16 protein-coding genes are annotated in these 16,742 nt (G+C 63.3%); 6 read left to right on the forward strand and 10 right to left on the reverse strand.

What is annotated here, in order from left to right:
* The 4 genes from rpmF to mtgA form a co-directional block, all read right to left on the reverse strand.
* Window positions 1-82, reverse strand: an 82-nt coding sequence (gene rpmF, locus VGO04_RS18640) for a 50S ribosomal protein L32 (protein ID WP_327497478.1), incomplete at its 3' end; no start/stop codon positions are given.
* Between the two features lie 145 nt (window positions 83-227).
* Entirely contained in the window at window positions 228-875 is a 648-nt protein-coding gene (locus VGO04_RS18645; protein ID WP_327497465.1) for a glutathione S-transferase family protein, read from the reverse strand.
* Entirely contained in the window at window positions 872-1,606 is a 735-nt protein-coding gene (locus VGO04_RS18650) for a DUF1868 domain-containing protein (RefSeq protein WP_327497466.1), read from the reverse strand. Before VGO04_RS18650 ends, VGO04_RS18645 begins: the two co-directional genes overlap by 4 nt.
* Before the next feature lie 102 nt (window positions 1,607-1,708).
* Window positions 1,709-2,482, reverse strand: coding sequence for a monofunctional biosynthetic peptidoglycan transglycosylase (gene mtgA / locus VGO04_RS18655; protein ID WP_414650567.1), 774 nt, complete (start codon window positions 2,480-2,482; stop codon window positions 1,709-1,711).
* 145 nt (window positions 2,483-2,627) lie between these two features.
* On the opposite strand from mtgA, the gene VGO04_RS18660 reads away from it, so the two are divergent.
* The 3 genes from VGO04_RS18660 to VGO04_RS18670 all read left to right on the forward strand — a co-directional run bounded on the left by VGO04_RS18660 (window position 2,628) and on the right by VGO04_RS18670 (window position 5,329).
* Complete coding sequence (locus VGO04_RS18660; RefSeq protein WP_327497467.1) at window positions 2,628-3,542, forward strand: farnesyl diphosphate synthase; 915 nt, start codon at window positions 2,628-2,630, stop codon at window positions 3,540-3,542.
* 4 nt (window positions 3,543-3,546) lie between these two features.
* Complete coding sequence (gene hisC, locus VGO04_RS18665; protein ID WP_327497468.1) at window positions 3,547-4,602, forward strand: histidinol-phosphate transaminase; 1,056 nt, start codon at window positions 3,547-3,549, stop codon at window positions 4,600-4,602.
* An 85-nt stretch (window positions 4,603-4,687) separates the two neighbouring features.
* A complete protein-coding gene (locus VGO04_RS18670; RefSeq protein ID WP_327497469.1) occupies window positions 4,688-5,329 on the forward strand; it encodes a LysE family translocator in 642 nt (213 codons plus the stop codon).
* Between the two features lie 63 nt (window positions 5,330-5,392).
* Here VGO04_RS18670 and ispG read toward each other — a convergent pair whose 3' ends face one another.
* The 4 genes from ispG to VGO04_RS18690 all read right to left on the reverse strand — a co-directional run bounded on the left by ispG (window position 5,393) and on the right by VGO04_RS18690 (window position 9,385).
* Complete coding sequence (gene ispG, locus VGO04_RS18675; RefSeq protein ID WP_043622224.1) at window positions 5,393-6,646, reverse strand: flavodoxin-dependent (E)-4-hydroxy-3-methylbut-2-enyl-diphosphate synthase; 1,254 nt, start codon at window positions 6,644-6,646, stop codon at window positions 5,393-5,395.
* A 359-nt stretch (window positions 6,647-7,005) separates the two neighbouring features.
* Window positions 7,006-8,190 carry an MFS transporter gene (locus VGO04_RS18680; RefSeq protein ID WP_327497470.1) on the reverse strand — a complete coding sequence of 395 codons (1,185 nt, stop codon included), beginning with the start codon at window positions 8,188-8,190 and terminating at the stop codon, window positions 7,006-7,008.
* A 29-nt stretch (window positions 8,191-8,219) separates the two neighbouring features.
* Window positions 8,220-8,603, reverse strand: coding sequence for a VOC family protein (locus tag VGO04_RS18685; protein ID WP_327497471.1), 384 nt, complete (start codon window positions 8,601-8,603; stop codon window positions 8,220-8,222).
* Entirely contained in the window at window positions 8,600-9,385 is a 786-nt protein-coding gene (locus VGO04_RS18690) for a DeoR/GlpR family DNA-binding transcription regulator (protein WP_327497472.1), read from the reverse strand. Before VGO04_RS18690 ends, VGO04_RS18685 begins: the two co-directional genes overlap by 4 nt.
* Window positions 9,386-9,657: 272 nt before the next feature.
* Between VGO04_RS18690 and VGO04_RS18695 the strand changes: the two genes are divergently transcribed.
* The 3 genes from VGO04_RS18695 to VGO04_RS18705 all read left to right on the forward strand — a co-directional run bounded on the left by VGO04_RS18695 (window position 9,658) and on the right by VGO04_RS18705 (window position 11,979).
* Window positions 9,658-10,431, forward strand: coding sequence for an amino acid ABC transporter substrate-binding protein (locus VGO04_RS18695; protein ID WP_327497473.1), 774 nt, complete (start codon window positions 9,658-9,660; stop codon window positions 10,429-10,431).
* Between the two features lie 130 nt (window positions 10,432-10,561).
* Window positions 10,562-11,221 (forward strand): amino acid ABC transporter permease, encoded by a 660-nt coding sequence (locus VGO04_RS18700; protein WP_327497474.1) that lies wholly within the window; start codon window positions 10,562-10,564, stop codon window positions 11,219-11,221.
* Window positions 11,218-11,979, forward strand: coding sequence for an amino acid ABC transporter ATP-binding protein (locus VGO04_RS18705; protein ID WP_327497475.1), 762 nt, complete (start codon window positions 11,218-11,220; stop codon window positions 11,977-11,979). Before VGO04_RS18700 ends, VGO04_RS18705 begins: the two co-directional genes overlap by 4 nt.
* 282 nt (window positions 11,980-12,261) lie before the next feature.
* Here the strand turns inward: VGO04_RS18705 and pyc are convergent, their stop codons facing one another.
* Together pyc and VGO04_RS18715 are read right to left on the reverse strand one after the other, a co-directional pair.
* The gene (gene pyc, locus VGO04_RS18710) at window positions 12,262-15,720 is read right to left on the reverse strand and encodes a pyruvate carboxylase (RefSeq protein WP_327497476.1); all 3,459 of its coding nucleotides are present in this window, start codon (window positions 15,718-15,720) and stop codon (window positions 12,262-12,264) included.
* 117 nt (window positions 15,721-15,837) lie between these two features.
* A complete protein-coding gene (locus VGO04_RS18715; protein WP_327497477.1) occupies window positions 15,838-16,578 on the reverse strand; it encodes a helix-turn-helix transcriptional regulator in 741 nt (246 codons plus the stop codon).
* Window positions 16,579-16,742 lie beyond the last annotated feature (164 nt).

Raw genomic sequence — 16,742 nt, forward strand, 5'->3', positions numbered from 1 at the left:
CGTAGGTCGGGGTCTTCAGAGCGTCAGCCGAACGGCGCATGCCACGCTTGGACGGGCTCGTTTTTCTTTTAGGTACAGCCATTTCATTCTCCACTTATCGGGCAAACACTGTTCAGCAGCCGAAATGGCCGTGTAAAACAGATGTTAATCACGGAAATTTGGCGCGCTTATACATGGCCAACTCCCGTTTGACCAGTCCCCAGCCGCAAATTTTCGACTCGGCCGTTTCAGACCTCGTCTTCGACAACGACCCAGGGCTCCGCGCGGGCGGCTTCTTCCCATTTCAGGAAAGCAGGGTGCGCTTTCACCCGCTCCATGTAACCGAGGGTCTCCTGATCCGCAACGAGATCGTAGACGTCGAAGCGGTTGACCACAGGTGCGTACATCGCATCGGCCGCGCTGAAGGCGCCGAAGAGGAACGGGCCACCGGAACGGGCTAGCGCTTCCTTCCAGATCTGCTCGATACGGGCAACGTCGGCGCGGACGTCCCCGGCCACATCGAGGGCCTGCTTCTGCCGGCGGATATTCATCGGGCAGGCGCCGCGCAGCGCCCGGAAGCCTGAGAGCATCTCCATCGAATAGCTGCGCGCCCGGGCACGCGCCTCTCGCTCAGCGGGCCAGAGCCCCGCATCCGGATTGAGCTCGGCCACGTATTCGATGATCGCCAGCGATTCCCAGACGAGGGAATCGCCATGGCGCAGCAAAGGCACCTTTCCGGTCGGCGAGATTGCCCGAATCTCGGGATTGCCGGCCGCAAAATCGAACGGGATGACCACGTCCGTAAATTCGATGCCAGCGGCCGTCATCGCGATCCACGGCCGCATCGACCAGGACGAATAATTCTTGTTGCCGACATAAAGCGTAAGTCCGGTCATCTGTTTTCCTTGGTTTCAGGTCTGTTCGAGAAAACGATCAGTTCCTCGAAGTGGTTCATGTCCTCGAAGGCGCAGAAAGCTGGAGGATCGAGCTCGATCACCGACGTATGCTCCTTGAGGAAGTTCAACTGCTCGTCCAGCATCGCCTGCCAGCGCGGCAAGGCCGCCTCGTCCAGCCAGTCGGCCGCATAGGCAAAGGTGATGTGGAATTCGCAGTCGTCGTGATCGGGGTGACGATAGCCGAAGACTTCGGCGAAGGCGTCGCGCCAACGCATCAGGCATAACCGGTCTTCGGCGCTGTCGCCTTCAAGTGCAAGGCCAGTCGGCGTGACATCTGTGATGCGCATCCTGAAGCCGTCGAGCGGCGCAAAATCCTTGAGCGCCAGGCGATAATGCTCGGTCATGACGTCGATCGGCGTGTCGCGCGGCATGTCCTCCGGCCAGTAGCGTAGCCTGCGGCGATGCTCGATAATGCCCTGAAAGACCGTCATGTGCAGGCTGGACGGATGGGTAAAGGCGAATTGCCCGGCCTCCGGCATTGCCATCAGGCGCTCGCGCACTGCGAGCAGCGCCGCCTCCGAGGATGATCCGGCGCAGACGTGGGAAACGACCGTGTTGCCCGGCTCGTGCAGGAAACGACCATCCGCGGTGAAGCGCGTCCCGAGATGTCGTGGCGGAGCTTGGTTGGCGCTGCGGCCAAAGGCGAGAAGCGATGGCGATATCGGCGTCATGGAAAATCGGGCCTTTCGACTGGAGAGAGGGCCCGGATGGCAGAACTCTACTACGTGAGGATGACACCCGCCGGCAGCAGCTTCCAATGAAAAGCTCTGATCTCAATCATAAAGGCAGGTGATGTAACCGCCGGAACGGCTGGCGCGGCGCTCGATCAAATTCGCGAGACGCTTGAGCCCACGGCCGGGTTTGCCGGCGTTGCGCTCCTTCGGATTGGGCAGCGATACCGCCAGCAGCGCCGCCTGCCGGCGCGACAGCTTGGCGGCGGAAATGCCGAAATGATGACGAGCCGCCGCCTCGATGCCGTAGATCCCGTCGCCCCATTCGGCGATGTTCAGGTAGATCTCCATCATCCGCCTCTTGCTCCAGACGAAATCGGCGGCGACCGCCAGCGGCAGTTCCATGCCCTTGCGCAGGAACGAACGGCCGTTCCAGAGGTAGAGGTTCTTGACGGTCTGCATCGGGATTGTGCTGGCGCCGCGGGTCGATTCCCCTTCGAGCGCGTCCTCGACCACGCCGCGCATCTGCCCCCAGTCGACGCCGTCATGGGCGCAGAACTGGCCGTCCTCCGACATCATCACCGACTGCACCAGAACAGGTGCTATATCGTCGAACTCGACCCATTGCCGGTCGTAGCCGCGAAAGAGGACGAGGTCGCGCAGCATCAGCGTCGAGACCGGATGAATGAACTCGACGAGATAAAGAACGATCAGTGCGTAGGGAAGGACGAGGAAGCCGAGAACGGCCAGGATGATCTGGCGGCGGCGCGTGCGCAATGTCCGGCGAAGCGAAGACCAGCGACTGGAAGGCACTTCGCCCTCCTCGCGCGCTTCCGGAACGACGTTCACGGCCTGACTGTCCACCTCACTATCCATCCCGTTCTCTTAGTGCATGGGCCGGCAGAGTTGAACGGGCTTTCTGGCAAAAGGCAAGGCGCGCAGGCGCCTGTCCCAGAGAAAGCGCGCCGCTGCGACACGAATCCCCGTTGAAAGCCCTCTTCGCCCATGCCAAAGAGCGCGCATGAGCCAGGAACCATCGTCTTTCACCCGTCGCCTTGCCAACAACGCCCGCGCCGTCGAAGCTCTGCTCGAGCGTCTGCTCGGCGCGACGAGGGAGGCGGACGAGATTGATCGGCCGGCCAACCTCATGGCCGCGATGCGTCATGGGGTCCTGAACGGCGGCAAGCGGCTGCGTCCCTTCCTGGTGATCGAATGCGCCGATCTTCTCGGCGGCAACGCCGACGCGGCGCTGCGCGTCGGCGCAGCGCTCGAATGCGTGCACTGCTACTCGCTTGTTCACGACGACCTGCCAGCGATGGACGACGACGACATGCGCCGTGGCCAGCCGACCGTGCACAAGGCTTTTGACGAGGCAACGGCGATCCTTGCCGGCGACAGCCTCCTGACCTTCGCCTTCGACATCATCGCGGCACCCTCCACATCGCTGACGGACGCGCAGAAGGTGGATTTGATCCTGGCGCTCGGACGCGCCGCCGGTCACGGCGGCATGGCGGGCGGACAGGCGCTCGATCTGGCCGCGGAAAAGACCGCGCCCGATGAGGCCGGCATTGTCACGTTGCAGGCGATGAAAACAGGCGCGCTCATCCGCTTCGCCTGCGAAGGCGGCGCCATCGTCGCCGATGCCTCGAAAGAGGACCGCGCACGGCTTCGCGCCTTCGGCGAAAAGATCGGCCTTGCCTTCCAGCTCGCCGACGATCTTCTCGACCTCACCGCCGATGCCAAGACAATGGGCAAGGCGACCGGCAAGGACGCCGCCCGCGGCAAGGGCACACTGGTGGCCCTGCACGGCCAGGCCTGGGCCGAGCAACGGCTGGAGCAACTCGTGGCTGAAGCCGAAGCGCTGCTTGCCCCCTATGGCGAACGCTCTGCTATTCTCGTTGATACCGCCCGCTTCGTCGCCAACCGCAGGAACTGACCCCGTGAGCAAATACTGGTCGCCGATCGTCTCCACGCTGAAGCCCTACGTGCCGGGCGAACAGCCGCGCATCGCCAACCTGGTGAAGCTCAACACCAACGAATGCCCTTACGGCCCTTCGCAGAAGGTGCTGGACGCAATCCGCGCGGCAGCGAGCGACGACCTGAGGCTTTATCCCGACCCGTTGGCACTGAAACTCCGGCAGACGATCGCGGCGCGCTACGGCGTGACGGCCGAGGAAATTTTCGTCGGCAACGGTTCCGACGAGGTGCTCGCGCATATCTTCGCGGGCCTGTTGAAACACGACGCGCCGCTGCTCTACCCGGATATCTCCTACAGCTTCTACTCGACCTACGCCCGGCTCTTCGAGATCGACACGGTCGAGGTGTCGCTCAACGATCGCTTCGAGATCGATCTTGCCGGCTACAACCGGCCCTGCGGCGCGATCATCCTGCCGAACCCGAATGCGCCGACCGGCATCGGCCTGCCGCTCGCGGCAATCGAACGGCTGGTCGCCGCCCACCCGGATCAGCCCGTCGTCATCGACGAGGCCTACATAGACTTCGGCGGCCAGTCGGCGGCTGAACTGGTTTCGAAATACGAAAACCTGCTCGTCGTCCAGACCTTCTCCAAGTCGCGTGCGCTCGCGGGCCTGCGCGTCGGCTTTGCCATCGGTCAGCGGCCGCTGATCGAGGCGCTGGAGCGGGTGAAGGACAGCTTCAACTCCTATCCGCTCGGCCGTCCGGCACAGGCCGGCGCCATCGCGGCGATGGAAGACGAAGCCTGGTTCGAGCAGACACGGGCAAAAATCATCGCGTCGCGCGAGCGGCTCACGGTGGATCTGGCCAAGCGGGGCTTCGAGGTCCTGCCATCCGGCGCCAATTTCGTATTCGCACGCCACCCCGATCACGCGGGCGACCACCTCATGAAGGCGCTGCGCGAACGCGCCGTTCTGGTGCGCCACTTCGCTAAGCCCCGCATTTCCGAATTCCTGCGCATCACCATCGGCACCGATCACGAGTGTGCCCGGCTGATCGAAGCGCTCGACGAGATCCTCTGAGTATCTTGTCACGGTCACAATTCGCCGTTTCGAACCGGCGATGAACTGATCTAGCTTCCGGCGACAGAGCCGGAGCCTTTCTCGCATGTTCGACCCGACGCCCTATCTGCCGCAGCTTCTCGTCGCCTGGACAGCCTATCTGATCGGAACCGCCTCGCCCGGGCCGGCGATCCTCGCGATCATCACCACCTCAGTCAGCGAGGGACGAAAGGCAGGGCTTGCGCTTGCCTTTGGCGTTTTGACCGGAAGCTATACCTGGGCGATGCTGACGGCATCGGGCCTCTCGGCGCTCATCCGCGCCTATGGCCACGCCCTCATCGTCCTGAAAATCGCTGGCGCCTGTTATCTTTTCTGGCTGGCCTATAATGCGCTGCGCGCCGCCATGCGCAGCGACAACACCAAGATCGTGCCCGTGGCGAAGGCGCAGACTTCGCTCAAGCGGCTCTATCTCAAGGGGCTCGGCATCCACCTGACCAACCCGAAGGCGATCTTCAACTGGATCATGCTGGTCTCGCTTGGCATGCCCGCGGGCGCACCGGTCGGCGTCACTGCCACCTTCATCGGCGGCTGCATGGTGCTGGGTCTGATCATTTTCTGCGGCTTTGCGATCGTCTTTTCGCTGTCGCCTGTGCACCGCGCCTATCTCAAGTCGAAGCGGCTGATCGAAAGCCTGATGGCCGGTTTCTTCGCCTTTGCAGGGCTGAAACTGCTGACGGCGCGTCTATAGACCTGAGGCGCTTCCACACGAAAGCGCCGTCCGCAACCCTTGGATCTGCGGCGAGGGGAACGCTTATTCGGCCGCCGCCTGGCCGCGGCCATAGCGCTTCTCGATGTAATCGGAAACCAGCGTCTCGAAGTCGCCGGCAATGTTCGGCCCACGCAGCGTCATCGCCTTCTCGCCGTCGATGAAGACGGGAGCGGCCGGCATCTCGCCGGTGCCGGGCAGCGAGATGCCGATATCGGCGTGCTTGCTTTCGCCGGGGCCGTTGACGATGCAGCCCATGACCGCGACCTTCAGCCCTTCGACACCCGGATACTTCTCGCGCCAGACCGGCATGTTGCGACGGATGTCGTCCTGGATCTTCTGGGCGAGCTCCTGGAACACCGTGGACGTGGTGCGGCCGCAACCCGGACAGGCGGCCACCACCGGAATGAACTGGCGGAAGCCCATGACCTGCAGCAGTTCCTGCGCCACCTGCACCTCGCGGGTGCGGTCGCCGCCGGGCTCCGGCGTCAGCGAAATGCGGATCGTATCGCCGATGCCCTGCTGCATCAGGATGCCGAGGGATGCCGACGAAGCGACGATGCCCTTGGTACCCATGCCGGCTTCGGTAAGCCCGAGATGCAGCGCATGATCAGAGCGGGCCGACAGCATGGCATAGACCGCGATCAGGTCCTGAACGCCGGAAACCTTGGCTGAGAGGATGATGCGGTTGCGCGGCAGACCGATCTCTTCGGCGAGTTCCGCCGATAGCAGCGCCGACTGCACGATCGTCTCGCGCGTCACTTCCTGGGCCGTGAGCGGGAAACCGTTCGCCTTGTTCTCGTCCATCAGCCGCGTCAGCAGCTCCTGGTCGAGCGAACCCCAGTTGACGCCGATGCGCACCGGCTTGTCGTAGCGGATCGCCATCTCGACGATCTCGGCGAACTGCTTGTCCTTCTTGTCCTTGAAGCCGACATTGCCCGGATTGATGCGGTATTTTGCCAGCGCCTCGGCGCAGGCCGGATGGTCAGCAAGCAGCTTGTGGCCGATATAGTGGAAGTCGCCGACGAGCGGCACGTCCAGGCCGAGGCGCTCGAGGCGCTCGCGGATCTTCGGCACGGCGGCAGCACTCTCGTCACGGTCAACCGTGATGCGCACCAGCTCCGAGCCGGCCTTGTGCAACGCTGCCACCTGCGCAACGGTCCCATCGATATCGGCCGTGTCGGTGTTGGTCATCGACTGAACCACGACCGGCGCCCCGCCCCCGACGATCACACCGCCGACATCGACAGCGACGGAGCCACGGCGGGGTTGCGGATCGAAATCGAAGGCGGAAGACATGAAGGCCTCTTCGTGGTCACTAAGCCGGGCGGGGATACGGGCAGAACCCGCACTGACTCTCCTCAACTTGCCCAAGCTATTTGCCCATCAGGTGGATGAGGAAAGCCTGATTGTCAACGGCGACATCATGCCCTGACGGCGATTTGATGGCGGCCTCTGGTGCGAAAGCCCCTCCTCCCGCTGCCGCGATCTTCTCCCCGCAGCCGGGGAGAAGGGACGTGCCGAGCCCTCTTGGCTCTGCCCGCAACATACGCCGAGGATACGAGAGGGCTGGAGTCCGCGGCGTGGTTCCTTCTCCCCGTAAGCGGAGAGAAGGTGGCCGGCAGGCCGGATGAGGGGCAAACGCGCGCGCTCGCGGCTCAGTGTCCCTTGGCGTGATCCGCATGGTGGGCGTGGTGCGACAGGAGAAGCACGACGATGAAAAGCACCGGCACCGAGGCAAAGACGATGGCAAAGCCCGTATGTTCGGCGACAAAGCCGATCACCGACGGTGCAAACAGCATGCCCGAATAGCCCATGAAGGTCGCGACCGACAGGCCGATGCCCGGCTGCAGGCCCGGCATGTTGCCGGCGGCCGAGAATGCAATCGGCACCATGTTGGAGATGCCGATGCCGGCAATGGCAAAGCCGAGGATGGCGATATAGGCGTTCGGCGCCGTACCGGCGATGACCATGCCGACAAGGGCTGTGACCGTGCAGATGCGCAAGGTCCGCTTGGCGCCGAAGCGGTCGCGCACGAGATCGCCGGCAAAACGCATCGTCGCCATGGTGGCGGAGAAGGCGGCAAAGCCGAAGCCCGAGAGCTCCACCGAAGCGCCGAGTTCGTTGCGCAGGTAAAGCGCGCCCCAATCGAGCACGGTGCCTTCAGGCACCATCGAAAACAGCGCCATGATGCCGATCAGCCAGGGCAGTGGCGTCATCGGCAGGCGCAGCTTTTCCTTGGCAGCGGCCGGATGCGGCTTGTCGGCAAGGATCATCGGCCAGGCGATGGCGATCAGCGATAGGCAGATCACGGTAACGACGAGCACATGCGGCAGCACACCGAAGCGCGCCATCAGGAAACCGCCGATGCCGGCGCCGATCAGGCCGCCGAGGCTCCAATAGGCGTGGCACGACGACATGATCGCACGCCGCATCGACTTTTCGACCTCGACCGCATTGGCGTTCATCGCAATGTCCATGGCGCCGACGAAGCCACCGAGCACGAACATGCCGATCGCCGCCGTCCAGACGTTGGGCACGAGCGTCAGGAGCAGCAGCAGCGGCGACAGGATGATCGCCGTGACCTTGACGACCTTCTGTGAGCCGATGCGGGCGATATAGCCGCCGGCAATCGGCATCAGCACCAGAGAGCCGATACCGAACATCAAGATCAAGAGGCCAAGCACGCTTTCGCTGATGCCGAGCCGATCCTTGAACTCGGGGATCTTCGGTGCCCAGCTGCCGGTAACAAAGCCGTTCATCAAAAACAGCAGCGAAACCGCCAGCCGGTTGCGGGTCATGTAGCCCTGGCGGACGGTCGCGGTGGGAGAACGTTGGTCCATGGTCTTGCCTCTGCGCCGGATCGTCCGGCTCAAACAGTGATTTCGATCAGATTGCCGTCGGGGTCGCGAAGGACCGCTTCGTAGAAGCCGTCACCGGTAAAGCGCGGCTTTGCGATCAATATGCCGTCGGCCTCGGCGCGCGCGGCCATGGCATCGACCGCCTTCTCGCTGCCGAGCGACAGTGCGACATGGGCAAGGCCTACCCGCTCTTCCGCCGGATCGCCCGCAGCGACCCAGGGGCCTTGCATGATCTCGATCGCCGGCCCCTCACCAAGCGTCAGGAAGCGCGAGCGGAAGCCCGGCCGCCGCCGGCTTTCATAGACGTCGCCAACCTCTGCACCGAAGAAGGACGACCAAAACCCGGCAATCGCTTCGAGGTCGCGGGTCCACAGTGCCACATGGGTAATCGTCATCGCTCAGGCCCTCCTGCCATCAAAATACCCGCGCCTGTCGCCTTAAGCGCCGCGCGCTGTTCAGCCGGTGCATCCGCTTCGAGCACTAGCGTCGCCTTGTCGTCGATGCTGGCGATCGTGTAGGTGGCCGCGGTCCCGAGCTTGTCGCTGGTGATGGCGACGACGAGACGCCGGCTTCTCTCGGCAATCAGCCGCTTGAACTCCGCGTCCTCGAAATAGATCGCCGTCAGGCCTGCCGCAGCGTCGGCGCCGCAGGCGCCGAGAAAGCAGAGATCAGGGCGGAGCAGTTCTGCATCGCGCTGCGCCCGCGCACTGATCGCCGCGCCGACCGCGCGGTTCAGTGGGCCGCCAAGCAAGATGAGCTCGACACCCGGTTTCTCCATGAGGGCCGCGGCAATCAGCGGCGTGTTGGTAATGACCGTGACCTGCAGGTCCGGCTCGATCAGATGCGCGATCGCAAGGTTGGTGGAGCCGGCGTCGAGAAACACGGTCATGCCCGGCTTGATAAGCTCAGCCGCGGCGCGCGCGAGCGCCGCCTTGCGCTCGGGTGCCATCGCCACCCGCTCGCTCAAACTGCTACGCGCCGCAGGAACGACCGGAAGCGCCCCGCCATAGACGCGCTCGCAGAGCCCCGCGGCCGCCATTTCCCTGAGGTCGCGGCGAATGGTGTCTTCAGAGACATTGAGTTCAGCCGCCAGGTCGACAGCCAGCACCCGGCCATTGGCCTTCAGCCGTTCCTGGATAAGCGTCTTTCGCTCACGGAGCAGGAGTTCACCCGACATTGTTCCAACCGTGCATAAACGTGCATGAATCGCTTAAAATGTGCATATCGAATTTTGAAACCGATTTCAAGTCGCGAAAACCAGCCCAATTGCAACGGACCAGAAAATCCGCGAACCGAGCCTTTTGCGCGCGGCTCGCGCCATTTCGAAGAAAATTCTTCATCAAAACGGTCGGGAATTGGTGTTTTATACGCTCAGATCGCCGTTTTTTTATGCGATTGTCCGCTCAATCCGGACGACGGGCCGGGCCAGAAAGAAGATGGAAAATCACGATGAAACTCCTCCCCACGCTGTTTGCCGCTGCTCTGATGCAGGTTGCCGCCCTTTCCTCCGCGCAGGCCGGCGAGAACCTCAATGCGATCAAAACCGCAGGCGTGCTCAAGATCGGCACCGAGGGCACCTACGCACCCTTCACCTACCATGATGCCTCTGGCGCGCTCGTCGGCTTCGACGTCGAGATCGGTCAGGCCGTCGCCGAAAAGCTCGGCGTCAAGGCGGAGTTCCTCGAAGGCAAGTGGGACGGCCTGATCGCCGGCCTCGACGCCAACCGCTACGACACGGTCATCAACCAGGTCGGCATCACCGAAGAGCGCAAGAAGAAGTACGACTTCTCCGAGCCCTATATCGCCTCCAAGGCCGTGCTGATCGTCAAGAGCGACAACGAGGAGATCAAGGGCTTCGCCGATCTCAAGGGCAAGAACGCGGCTCAGTCGCTGACCAGCAACTTCGGCAAGCTCGCGACCGCTTCGGGCGCCGAACTCGTCGGCACCGACGGCTTCGACCAGTCGATCCAGCTCGTGCTCACCGGCCGCGCCGATGCGACGATCAACGACAGCCTCTCCTTCCTCGACTTCAAGAAGAAGAAGCCCGACGCACCGGTGAAGATCGCCGCCGAGCAGGCCGACGCCGACTTCTCCGGCATCATCATCCGCAAGGGCGAGCCGGAACTCTTGGAAGCGGTCAACAAGGCGCTCGTCGACATCAAGGCCGACGGCACCTACGACAAGATCTCGCAGAAGTACTTCGGCGCCGACGTCTCGAAGTAACTCCAGCAACCGGCCGGTTTTACCACCGGCCATTCTCGGCTATGAAAAGCGATCCGTTCCGGTCCCCGGGGCGGATCGCGCTTTTTGAAAGGCCCGCCCCTTGCCCACCTGGCTCCACTGGCTCCCCCTCATGCTGGAATCGCTGCCGTCCCTGCTCTGGGCCGGCCTCACCTTCACCATCCCGCTGACGCTGCTTTCGTTCACCTTCGGCCTGATGCTCGGGCTCGTCACTGCCGTTGCCCGCCTGTTCGGGCCGGCGCCGGTCGTCGCGATCGCCAGGTTCTACGTCTGGGTGATCCGCGGCACGCCGCTTCTCGTCCAGCTCTTCGTGATCTTCTACGGCCTGCCGAGCGCCAATATCCTGCTCGATGCCTTCACCGCCGCCCTCATCGGCTTCTCGCTGAACGTCGGCGCCTATACGTCCGAGATCATTCGCGCAGTGATCTCCTCGGTGCCGCGTGGACAATGGGAAGCCGCCTATTCGATCGGCATGAGCTGGAGCCAGGCGATGCGCCGCACCATCCTGCCGCAAGCGGCCCGCGTCGCCGTGCCGCCGCTCTCGAACACCTTCATCTCGCTGGTCAAGGACACCTCGCTTGCCGCCGCCATCACCGTGCCGGAGATGTTTCAGACGGCGCAACGCATCGTCGCGACCACCTATGAACCCCTGATCCTCTACATCCTGGCGGCGCTGATCTACCTTGCCATGAGCTCCGTGCTATCGGCCCTGCAGGTCAGGCTGGAGCGACGCTTCGCCCGCTATGGCGGCTTCCTGGAGGCACGCACATGATCGAGCTCTCCCACATCGAAAAACGCTTCGGCGACAATCTCGTGCTGAAGGACATCTCGGTCTCGCTCGCCGAGGGCACGGTGACGGCGCTTGTCGGCCCGTCCGGCGGCGGCAAGAGCACGCTTTTGCGCTGCATCAACCTTCTGGAGATCCCGACCTCAGGCTCGATCAAACTCGGCAGCGAACAGGTGCAGTTCTGGCCCGGGAGCCGGGTCGGCTGGGCGACCGTCCAGCGGCTGCGCCGGCAGACCGGCATGGTGTTCCAAAATTTCCAGCTGTTCCCGCACCAAACAGCGCTCGGCAATGTCATGGAAGGTCTCGTTACCGTGCTGAAATGGCCGGCCGACAAGGCCAGGGCACGTGCCATGGAACTCCTGGAAAAGGTCGGCATGGCGCACAAGGCCGACGCCTGGCCGGCGACGCTTTCAGGCGGACAACAGCAGCGCGTGGCGATCGCCCGGGCGCTTGCCCCCTCGCCGCGCGTGCTGCTTTGCGACGAGCCCACTTCGGCACTCGACCCGGAACTGGCCGAGGAAGTGGTCGAAGTGCTGAGCCGGCTTGCCCGCGAAGGCACGACGATGGTGATGGCGACCCACAATCTTCGCCTCGCCTCGCGCGTCGCCGACAAGGTGATCTTCCTCGACGGCGGTCTCATCGTCGAGAGCGGTGCCCCGAAAACGATCTTTTCGGCACCCGAGCGCGAACGCACCAAGAAGTTCATCGCGTCGCTGAGTGCCCCGCACGACTACGAGATTTGAGCGTGTACGACTGATTCTCTCCGACACCGAGGTAGCAGGAGAGGTCGAACTCCCTCTCAGACGTCATCCTCGGGCTTGACCCGAGGATCCAAGCGCAAGCACCTGCCTGAGGTGTCAGGCTCTCGGAGACTGCTTCACGAGCCGCGGCCCGTGAATGGATCCTCGGGTCAAGCCCGAGGATGACGGGGGGATTGGCGGGACTGGCCACTTAAGGAGAGCCCCACAAAACGAGAAACGGCCGGGCTTTTGCCCGGCCGTTTCTGCTTAAAGGAGCGAAAACCCTCAGGCTTCGTAAACGATCAGCAGATCCTTGGCATCGATCTGGTCGCCGGCACGCACCAGCACTTCGGCGATCGTGCCGTCCTTTTCGGCGTGCAGCGCCGTTTCCATCTTCATCGCCTCGATCGAGAGCAGCACGTCGCCGGCCTTGACCGCCTGGCCGGCATTGACGGCGACGGTCGAGATGACGCCCGGCATCGGCGCGCCGAGATGGGCGGCATTGCCACCCTCGGCCTTGCGGCGCACGGCGCTGGTCGCACTGCGGTTGCGGTCCGGCACCTTGATCAGGCGCGGCTGGCCGTTGAGTTCGAAGAACACCTTGACCATGCCCTTCTCGTCCGGCTCGCTCTTGGCCTGGTGCAGGATGACGAGCGACTTACCCTTCTCGATCTCCGGCTGCAGTTCCTCGCCCGGTGCAAGGCCGTAGAAATAGGCCGGCGTCGGCAGAACGCTGACCGGGCCGTAGGTATCGGCGGCGACCGCATAGTCGGTGAACACCTTCGGGTACATCAGGTAGGAAGCGAACTCGAAGTCGTCGACCTTGCGCTCGAGCTTGTCCTCGATGGCCTTGCGTTCGGCCTCGAGATCGGCCGGCGCCAGCAGCGAGCCCGGAACCGCGGTATAGGCCTTTTCGCCCTTCAGCGCCTTCTTCTGCAGCGCTTCAGGCCAGCCGCCAGGGGGCTGACCGAGATCGCCCTTCAGCATCGAGACGACCGAATCCGGGAAGGCAATGTCCTTGGCCGGGTTCTCGACATCGGCGACGGTCAGGTCCTGGGAAACCATCATCAGCGCCATGTCGCCGACGACCTTGGACGACGGCGTCACCTTGACGATGTCGCCGAACATCTGGTTGGCGTCGGCATAGGCCTGGGCCACGCGGTGCCACTTGGTTTCGAGCCCAAGCGAACGCGCCTGCTCCTTGAGGTTGGTGAACTGGCCGCCCGGCATTTCGTGCAGGTAGACTTCGGAGGCCGGTCCCTTGAGGTCGCTTTCGAAGGCGGCGTACTGGTGACGCACCGCTTCCCAGTAGAACGAGATGCGGCGGATCCATTCCGGGTCGAGGCCCGGATCGCGGTCCGAGCCCTTCAGCGCCTCGACGATCGATCCGAGGCACGGCTGCGAGGTGTTGCCCGACAGCGCATCCATCGCCGCATCGACCACGTCGACACCGCTCTCGACCGCGGCAAGTACGGTCGCAGCCGCAATGCCCGAGGTGTCGTGGGTGTGGAAGTGGATCGGCAGGTCCGTCGCCTCGCGCAGCGCCTTGAACAGCACCCGCGCGGCCGCTGGCTTGAGGAGCCCCGCCATGTCCTTGACGGCGATCATGTGGGCGCCGGCCTTTTCAAGCTCGGCGGCAAGGGCCGTATAGTACTTCAGATCATACTTCGGGCGGGCCGAATTCAGGATGTCGCCGGTGTAGCAGATCGCCGCCTCGCAGATGCGGTTTTCCTCGGCAACGGCCTCCATCGACACGCGCATGTTGTCGACCCAGTTGAGGCAGTCGAAGACGCGGAAAACGTCGATGCCGCCCTTGGCCGCCTGGCGGACGAAGTATTTGACGACATTATCAGGGTAGTTCTTGTAGCCAACGCCATTGGCGCCGCGAAGCAGCATCTGCAGGAGCAGGTTCGGCGCATCCTCGCGAATACGGGCGAGACGATCCCACGGATCTTCGGTGAGGAAGCGCATGGAAACGTCGAAGGTCGCGCCACCCCAGCATTCGAGCGAGAACAGCTGCGGCAAGGCGCGGGCATAGGTGCCGGCGACGCGGGCGATGTCATGCGTGCGCATGCGGGTGGCCAGCAGCGACTGGTGGCCGTCGCGCATCGTCGTGTCGGTCAGGAACACCTGGTTCTGGTCGCGCACCCATTCGGCGAACTTCTTCGGGCCGAGTTCATCGAGCTTCTGCTTGGTGCCGGCGGGGATTTCTCCCTCAATGAAGGGCACCAACGGCTTGGCCGCATCGGCGGCCGGCCGCGGGCGGCCCTTCGTTTCCGGGTGACCGTTGACGGTGACGTCGGCGAGATAGGTCAAAAGCTTCGTCGCGCGGTCCTGGCGGCGCACCTGCTGGAAGAGTTCCGGCGTCGTGTCGATGAAGCGGGTCGTGTAGGTGTTGTTGCGGAACTGCTCGTGGCCGATGATCGCCTCGAGGAAGGTCAGGTTCGTCGCTACGCCGCGGATGCGGAATTCGCGCAGAGCCCGGTCCATGCGGCTGATGGCTTCGGCCGGCGTGCTGCCGGAGGCCGTGACCTTGACCAGCAGCGGGTCGTAGTAACGCGTGATGTAGGCGCCGGTATAGGCCGTGCCGCCATCAAGACGAATGCCGAAGCCGGCGGCCGAGCGATAGCCGGTGATGCGGCCATAGTCGGGAATGAAGTTCTGTTCCGGGTCTTCGGTGGTGATGCGGCACTGCAGCGCGTGGCCATTCAGACGGATGTCTTCCTGCTTCGGAACGCCCGATGCCGGCGTGCCGATCGCCTCGCCATCGAGGATATGGATCTGCGCCTTGACGATGTCGATGCCGGTCACCACTTCGGTGACGGTGTGCTCGACCTGGATGCGCGGATTCACCTCGATGAAGTAGAACTTGCCGCTGTCGACGTCCATCAGATACTCGACGGTGCCGGCACCGATGTAGTTGGTCGCCGCGGCGATTTTCAGCGAATAGTTCGCCAGTTCCTGGCGCTGCGCATCGGACAGGTAGGGCGCGGGCGCGCGCTCGACGACCTTCTGGTTGCGGCGCTGGATGGAGCAGTCGCGCTCGAAGAGGTGCACGACATTGCCATGCGTATCGCCAAGGATCTGGCTTTCGACGTGGCGGGCGCGCTCGACGAGCTTTTCGAGATAGACTTCGTCCTTGCCGAAGGCGGCCTTGGCCTCACGCTTGGCTTCGGTCACCTCGCGGATCAGGTCCTTCGGGTCGCGGATGGCGCGCATGCCACGGCCGCCGCCGCCCCAGGAGGCCTTCAGCATGACCGGATAGCCGATCTCGCCGGCAAGGCGATGGATTTCCTTTTCGTCATCAGGCAGCGGATCGGTGGCTGGAACCACCGGTACGCCGACGGAGATGGCGAGGTTGCGCGCAGCGACCTTGTTGCCGAGCTGGCGCATCGTCGCCGGCCGCGGGCCGATGAAGGTGATACCGGCGGCGTCACAGGCATCGACGAACTCGGGGCTCTCCGACAGCAGGCCGTAGCCGGGATGGATGGCGTCAGCGCCGGAAAGCTTGGCGACGCGGATCACCTCCTCGATCGACAGGTAGCTTTCGATCGGGCCGAGGTCGCGGGCAAGGTGCGGGCCGCGGCCGATCTGGTAACTTTCGTCCGCCTTGAAGCGGTGCAGCGCGAGTTTATCCTCTTCCGCCCATATCGCGACCGTTTTCAGACCGAGTTCGTTTGCAGCGCGAAAAACGCGGATGGCAATTTCAGAACGGTTGGCAACAAGGATCTTCGAGATAGGCAAGTCGGTCTCCTCAATGACTTGATATTGCGGGAAATGCTGCACCCGCGAAATAAAGTATTAGCGAGTCACCGAGCAGAGCGCAATTTCAGATGCGACAGGAAACCAAATGCCTTTGCGTCAGGAGATCAAACCCAGCCGGAAGGCGATCGCCACGACGTGGTGTCGGTTCTTCGCCTTCAGCTTTTCCTGGATGCCGTTCATGTACCAGTCGACGGTGTGGCTCGAAATGTCGAGCACCTTGCCGATGTCGTTGGAGGTCATGCCGTCAGCCAGATAATTGAGCGCTTCCATCTCGCGCCGCGTCATCTGCACCTCGACACGCGAGCCGAGCTCGGCCGAGACTTCCGGATCGGTCAGATCCAAAAGCTTCCAGAACAGCCGCTTGGCGATCGCGTCGAAAAGGCTGATCTCGACCGGGCTCAAATCGACGACGCGGCCGCCGACTGTCAGGTTGCCGAGGAGACCACGCCGGCCATGCACCGGGAAGATATAGCCGTCATAGAGACCGTGGTTGCGGGCCTCGATCATCATGCTTTCCATGCGCTTGCGGTGCGGGTCCGAGCGGAAGGCAAACAGCGTGTCGCGCCAGCGAAAACCCCGCTGAGCATGGCCGAGGTAGCGGATGGTCGGATCGATGACGACGAACTTCTTGCGGATGTAGATCTGCGGCCAGCCTTCCGGCCACCGACCGGCGAGCAGCAGCCTCAGCGGATTGTCATGCGGCTTGGGTTGCCGGACGACGCCATAGAAGTCGAAGCCGCAGCGATCGAGCAGACGCTCGAACTCAGGGATGATTTCCTCGCGTGCCTTCATCTCCTCCAGAAGCGCGAGAAACTGTACGAGCAGCGTAATGTTCATGGATCACCTTCCAGGGTCGATGCATATGGTCGCATTTCCGAATCCGGACATAAAGGCACCGTTCAGCGACCATTCATGTTGCACCCGCGATAATCCGTCATACCACGCCCGGTCTTATGCGAAATATGCAAGAAATCGGAGTTGGCACGACAGATAGCAGACTA

The sequence above is a fragment of the Ensifer sp. genome (genome assembly GCF_035999185.1).
GTDB lineage: Bacteria > Pseudomonadota > Alphaproteobacteria > Rhizobiales > Rhizobiaceae > Ensifer.

Bases quoted from the DNA above. Each gene is read 5' to 3' on its own strand.
- VGO04_RS18660 (WP_327497467.1), top strand. From the start codon at position 2,628: ATGAGCCAGGAACCATCGTCTTTCACCCGTCGCCTTGCCAACAACGCC.
- VGO04_RS18715 (WP_327497477.1), bottom strand. From the start codon at position 16,578: ATGAACATTACGCTGCTCGTACAGTTTCTCGCGCTTCTGGAGGAGATG.
- VGO04_RS18695 (WP_327497473.1), top strand. From the start codon at position 9,658: ATGAAACTCCTCCCCACGCTGTTTGCCGCTGCTCTGATGCAGGTTGCC.
- VGO04_RS18650 (WP_327497466.1), bottom strand. From the start codon at position 1,606: ATGACGCCGATATCGCCATCGCTTCTCGCCTTTGGCCGCAGCGCCAAC.
- VGO04_RS18680 (WP_327497470.1), bottom strand. From the start codon at position 8,190: ATGGACCAACGTTCTCCCACCGCGACCGTCCGCCAGGGCTACATGACC.
- VGO04_RS18670 (WP_327497469.1), top strand. From the start codon at position 4,688: ATGTTCGACCCGACGCCCTATCTGCCGCAGCTTCTCGTCGCCTGGACA.
- VGO04_RS18685 (WP_327497471.1), bottom strand. From the start codon at position 8,603: ATGACGATTACCCATGTGGCACTGTGGACCCGCGACCTCGAAGCGATT.
- ispG (WP_043622224.1), bottom strand. From the start codon at position 6,646: ATGTCTTCCGCCTTCGATTTCGATCCGCAACCCCGCCGTGGCTCCGTC.
- VGO04_RS18705 (WP_327497475.1), top strand. From the start codon at position 11,218: ATGATCGAGCTCTCCCACATCGAAAAACGCTTCGGCGACAATCTCGTG.
- mtgA (WP_414650567.1), bottom strand. From the start codon at position 2,482: ATGGATAGTGAGGTGGACAGTCAGGCCGTGAACGTCGTTCCGGAAGCG.
- VGO04_RS18645 (WP_327497465.1), bottom strand. From the start codon at position 875: ATGACCGGACTTACGCTTTATGTCGGCAACAAGAATTATTCGTCCTGG.
- VGO04_RS18700 (WP_327497474.1), top strand. From the start codon at position 10,562: ATGCTGGAATCGCTGCCGTCCCTGCTCTGGGCCGGCCTCACCTTCACC.
- VGO04_RS18690 (WP_327497472.1), bottom strand. From the start codon at position 9,385: ATGTCGGGTGAACTCCTGCTCCGTGAGCGAAAGACGCTTATCCAGGAA.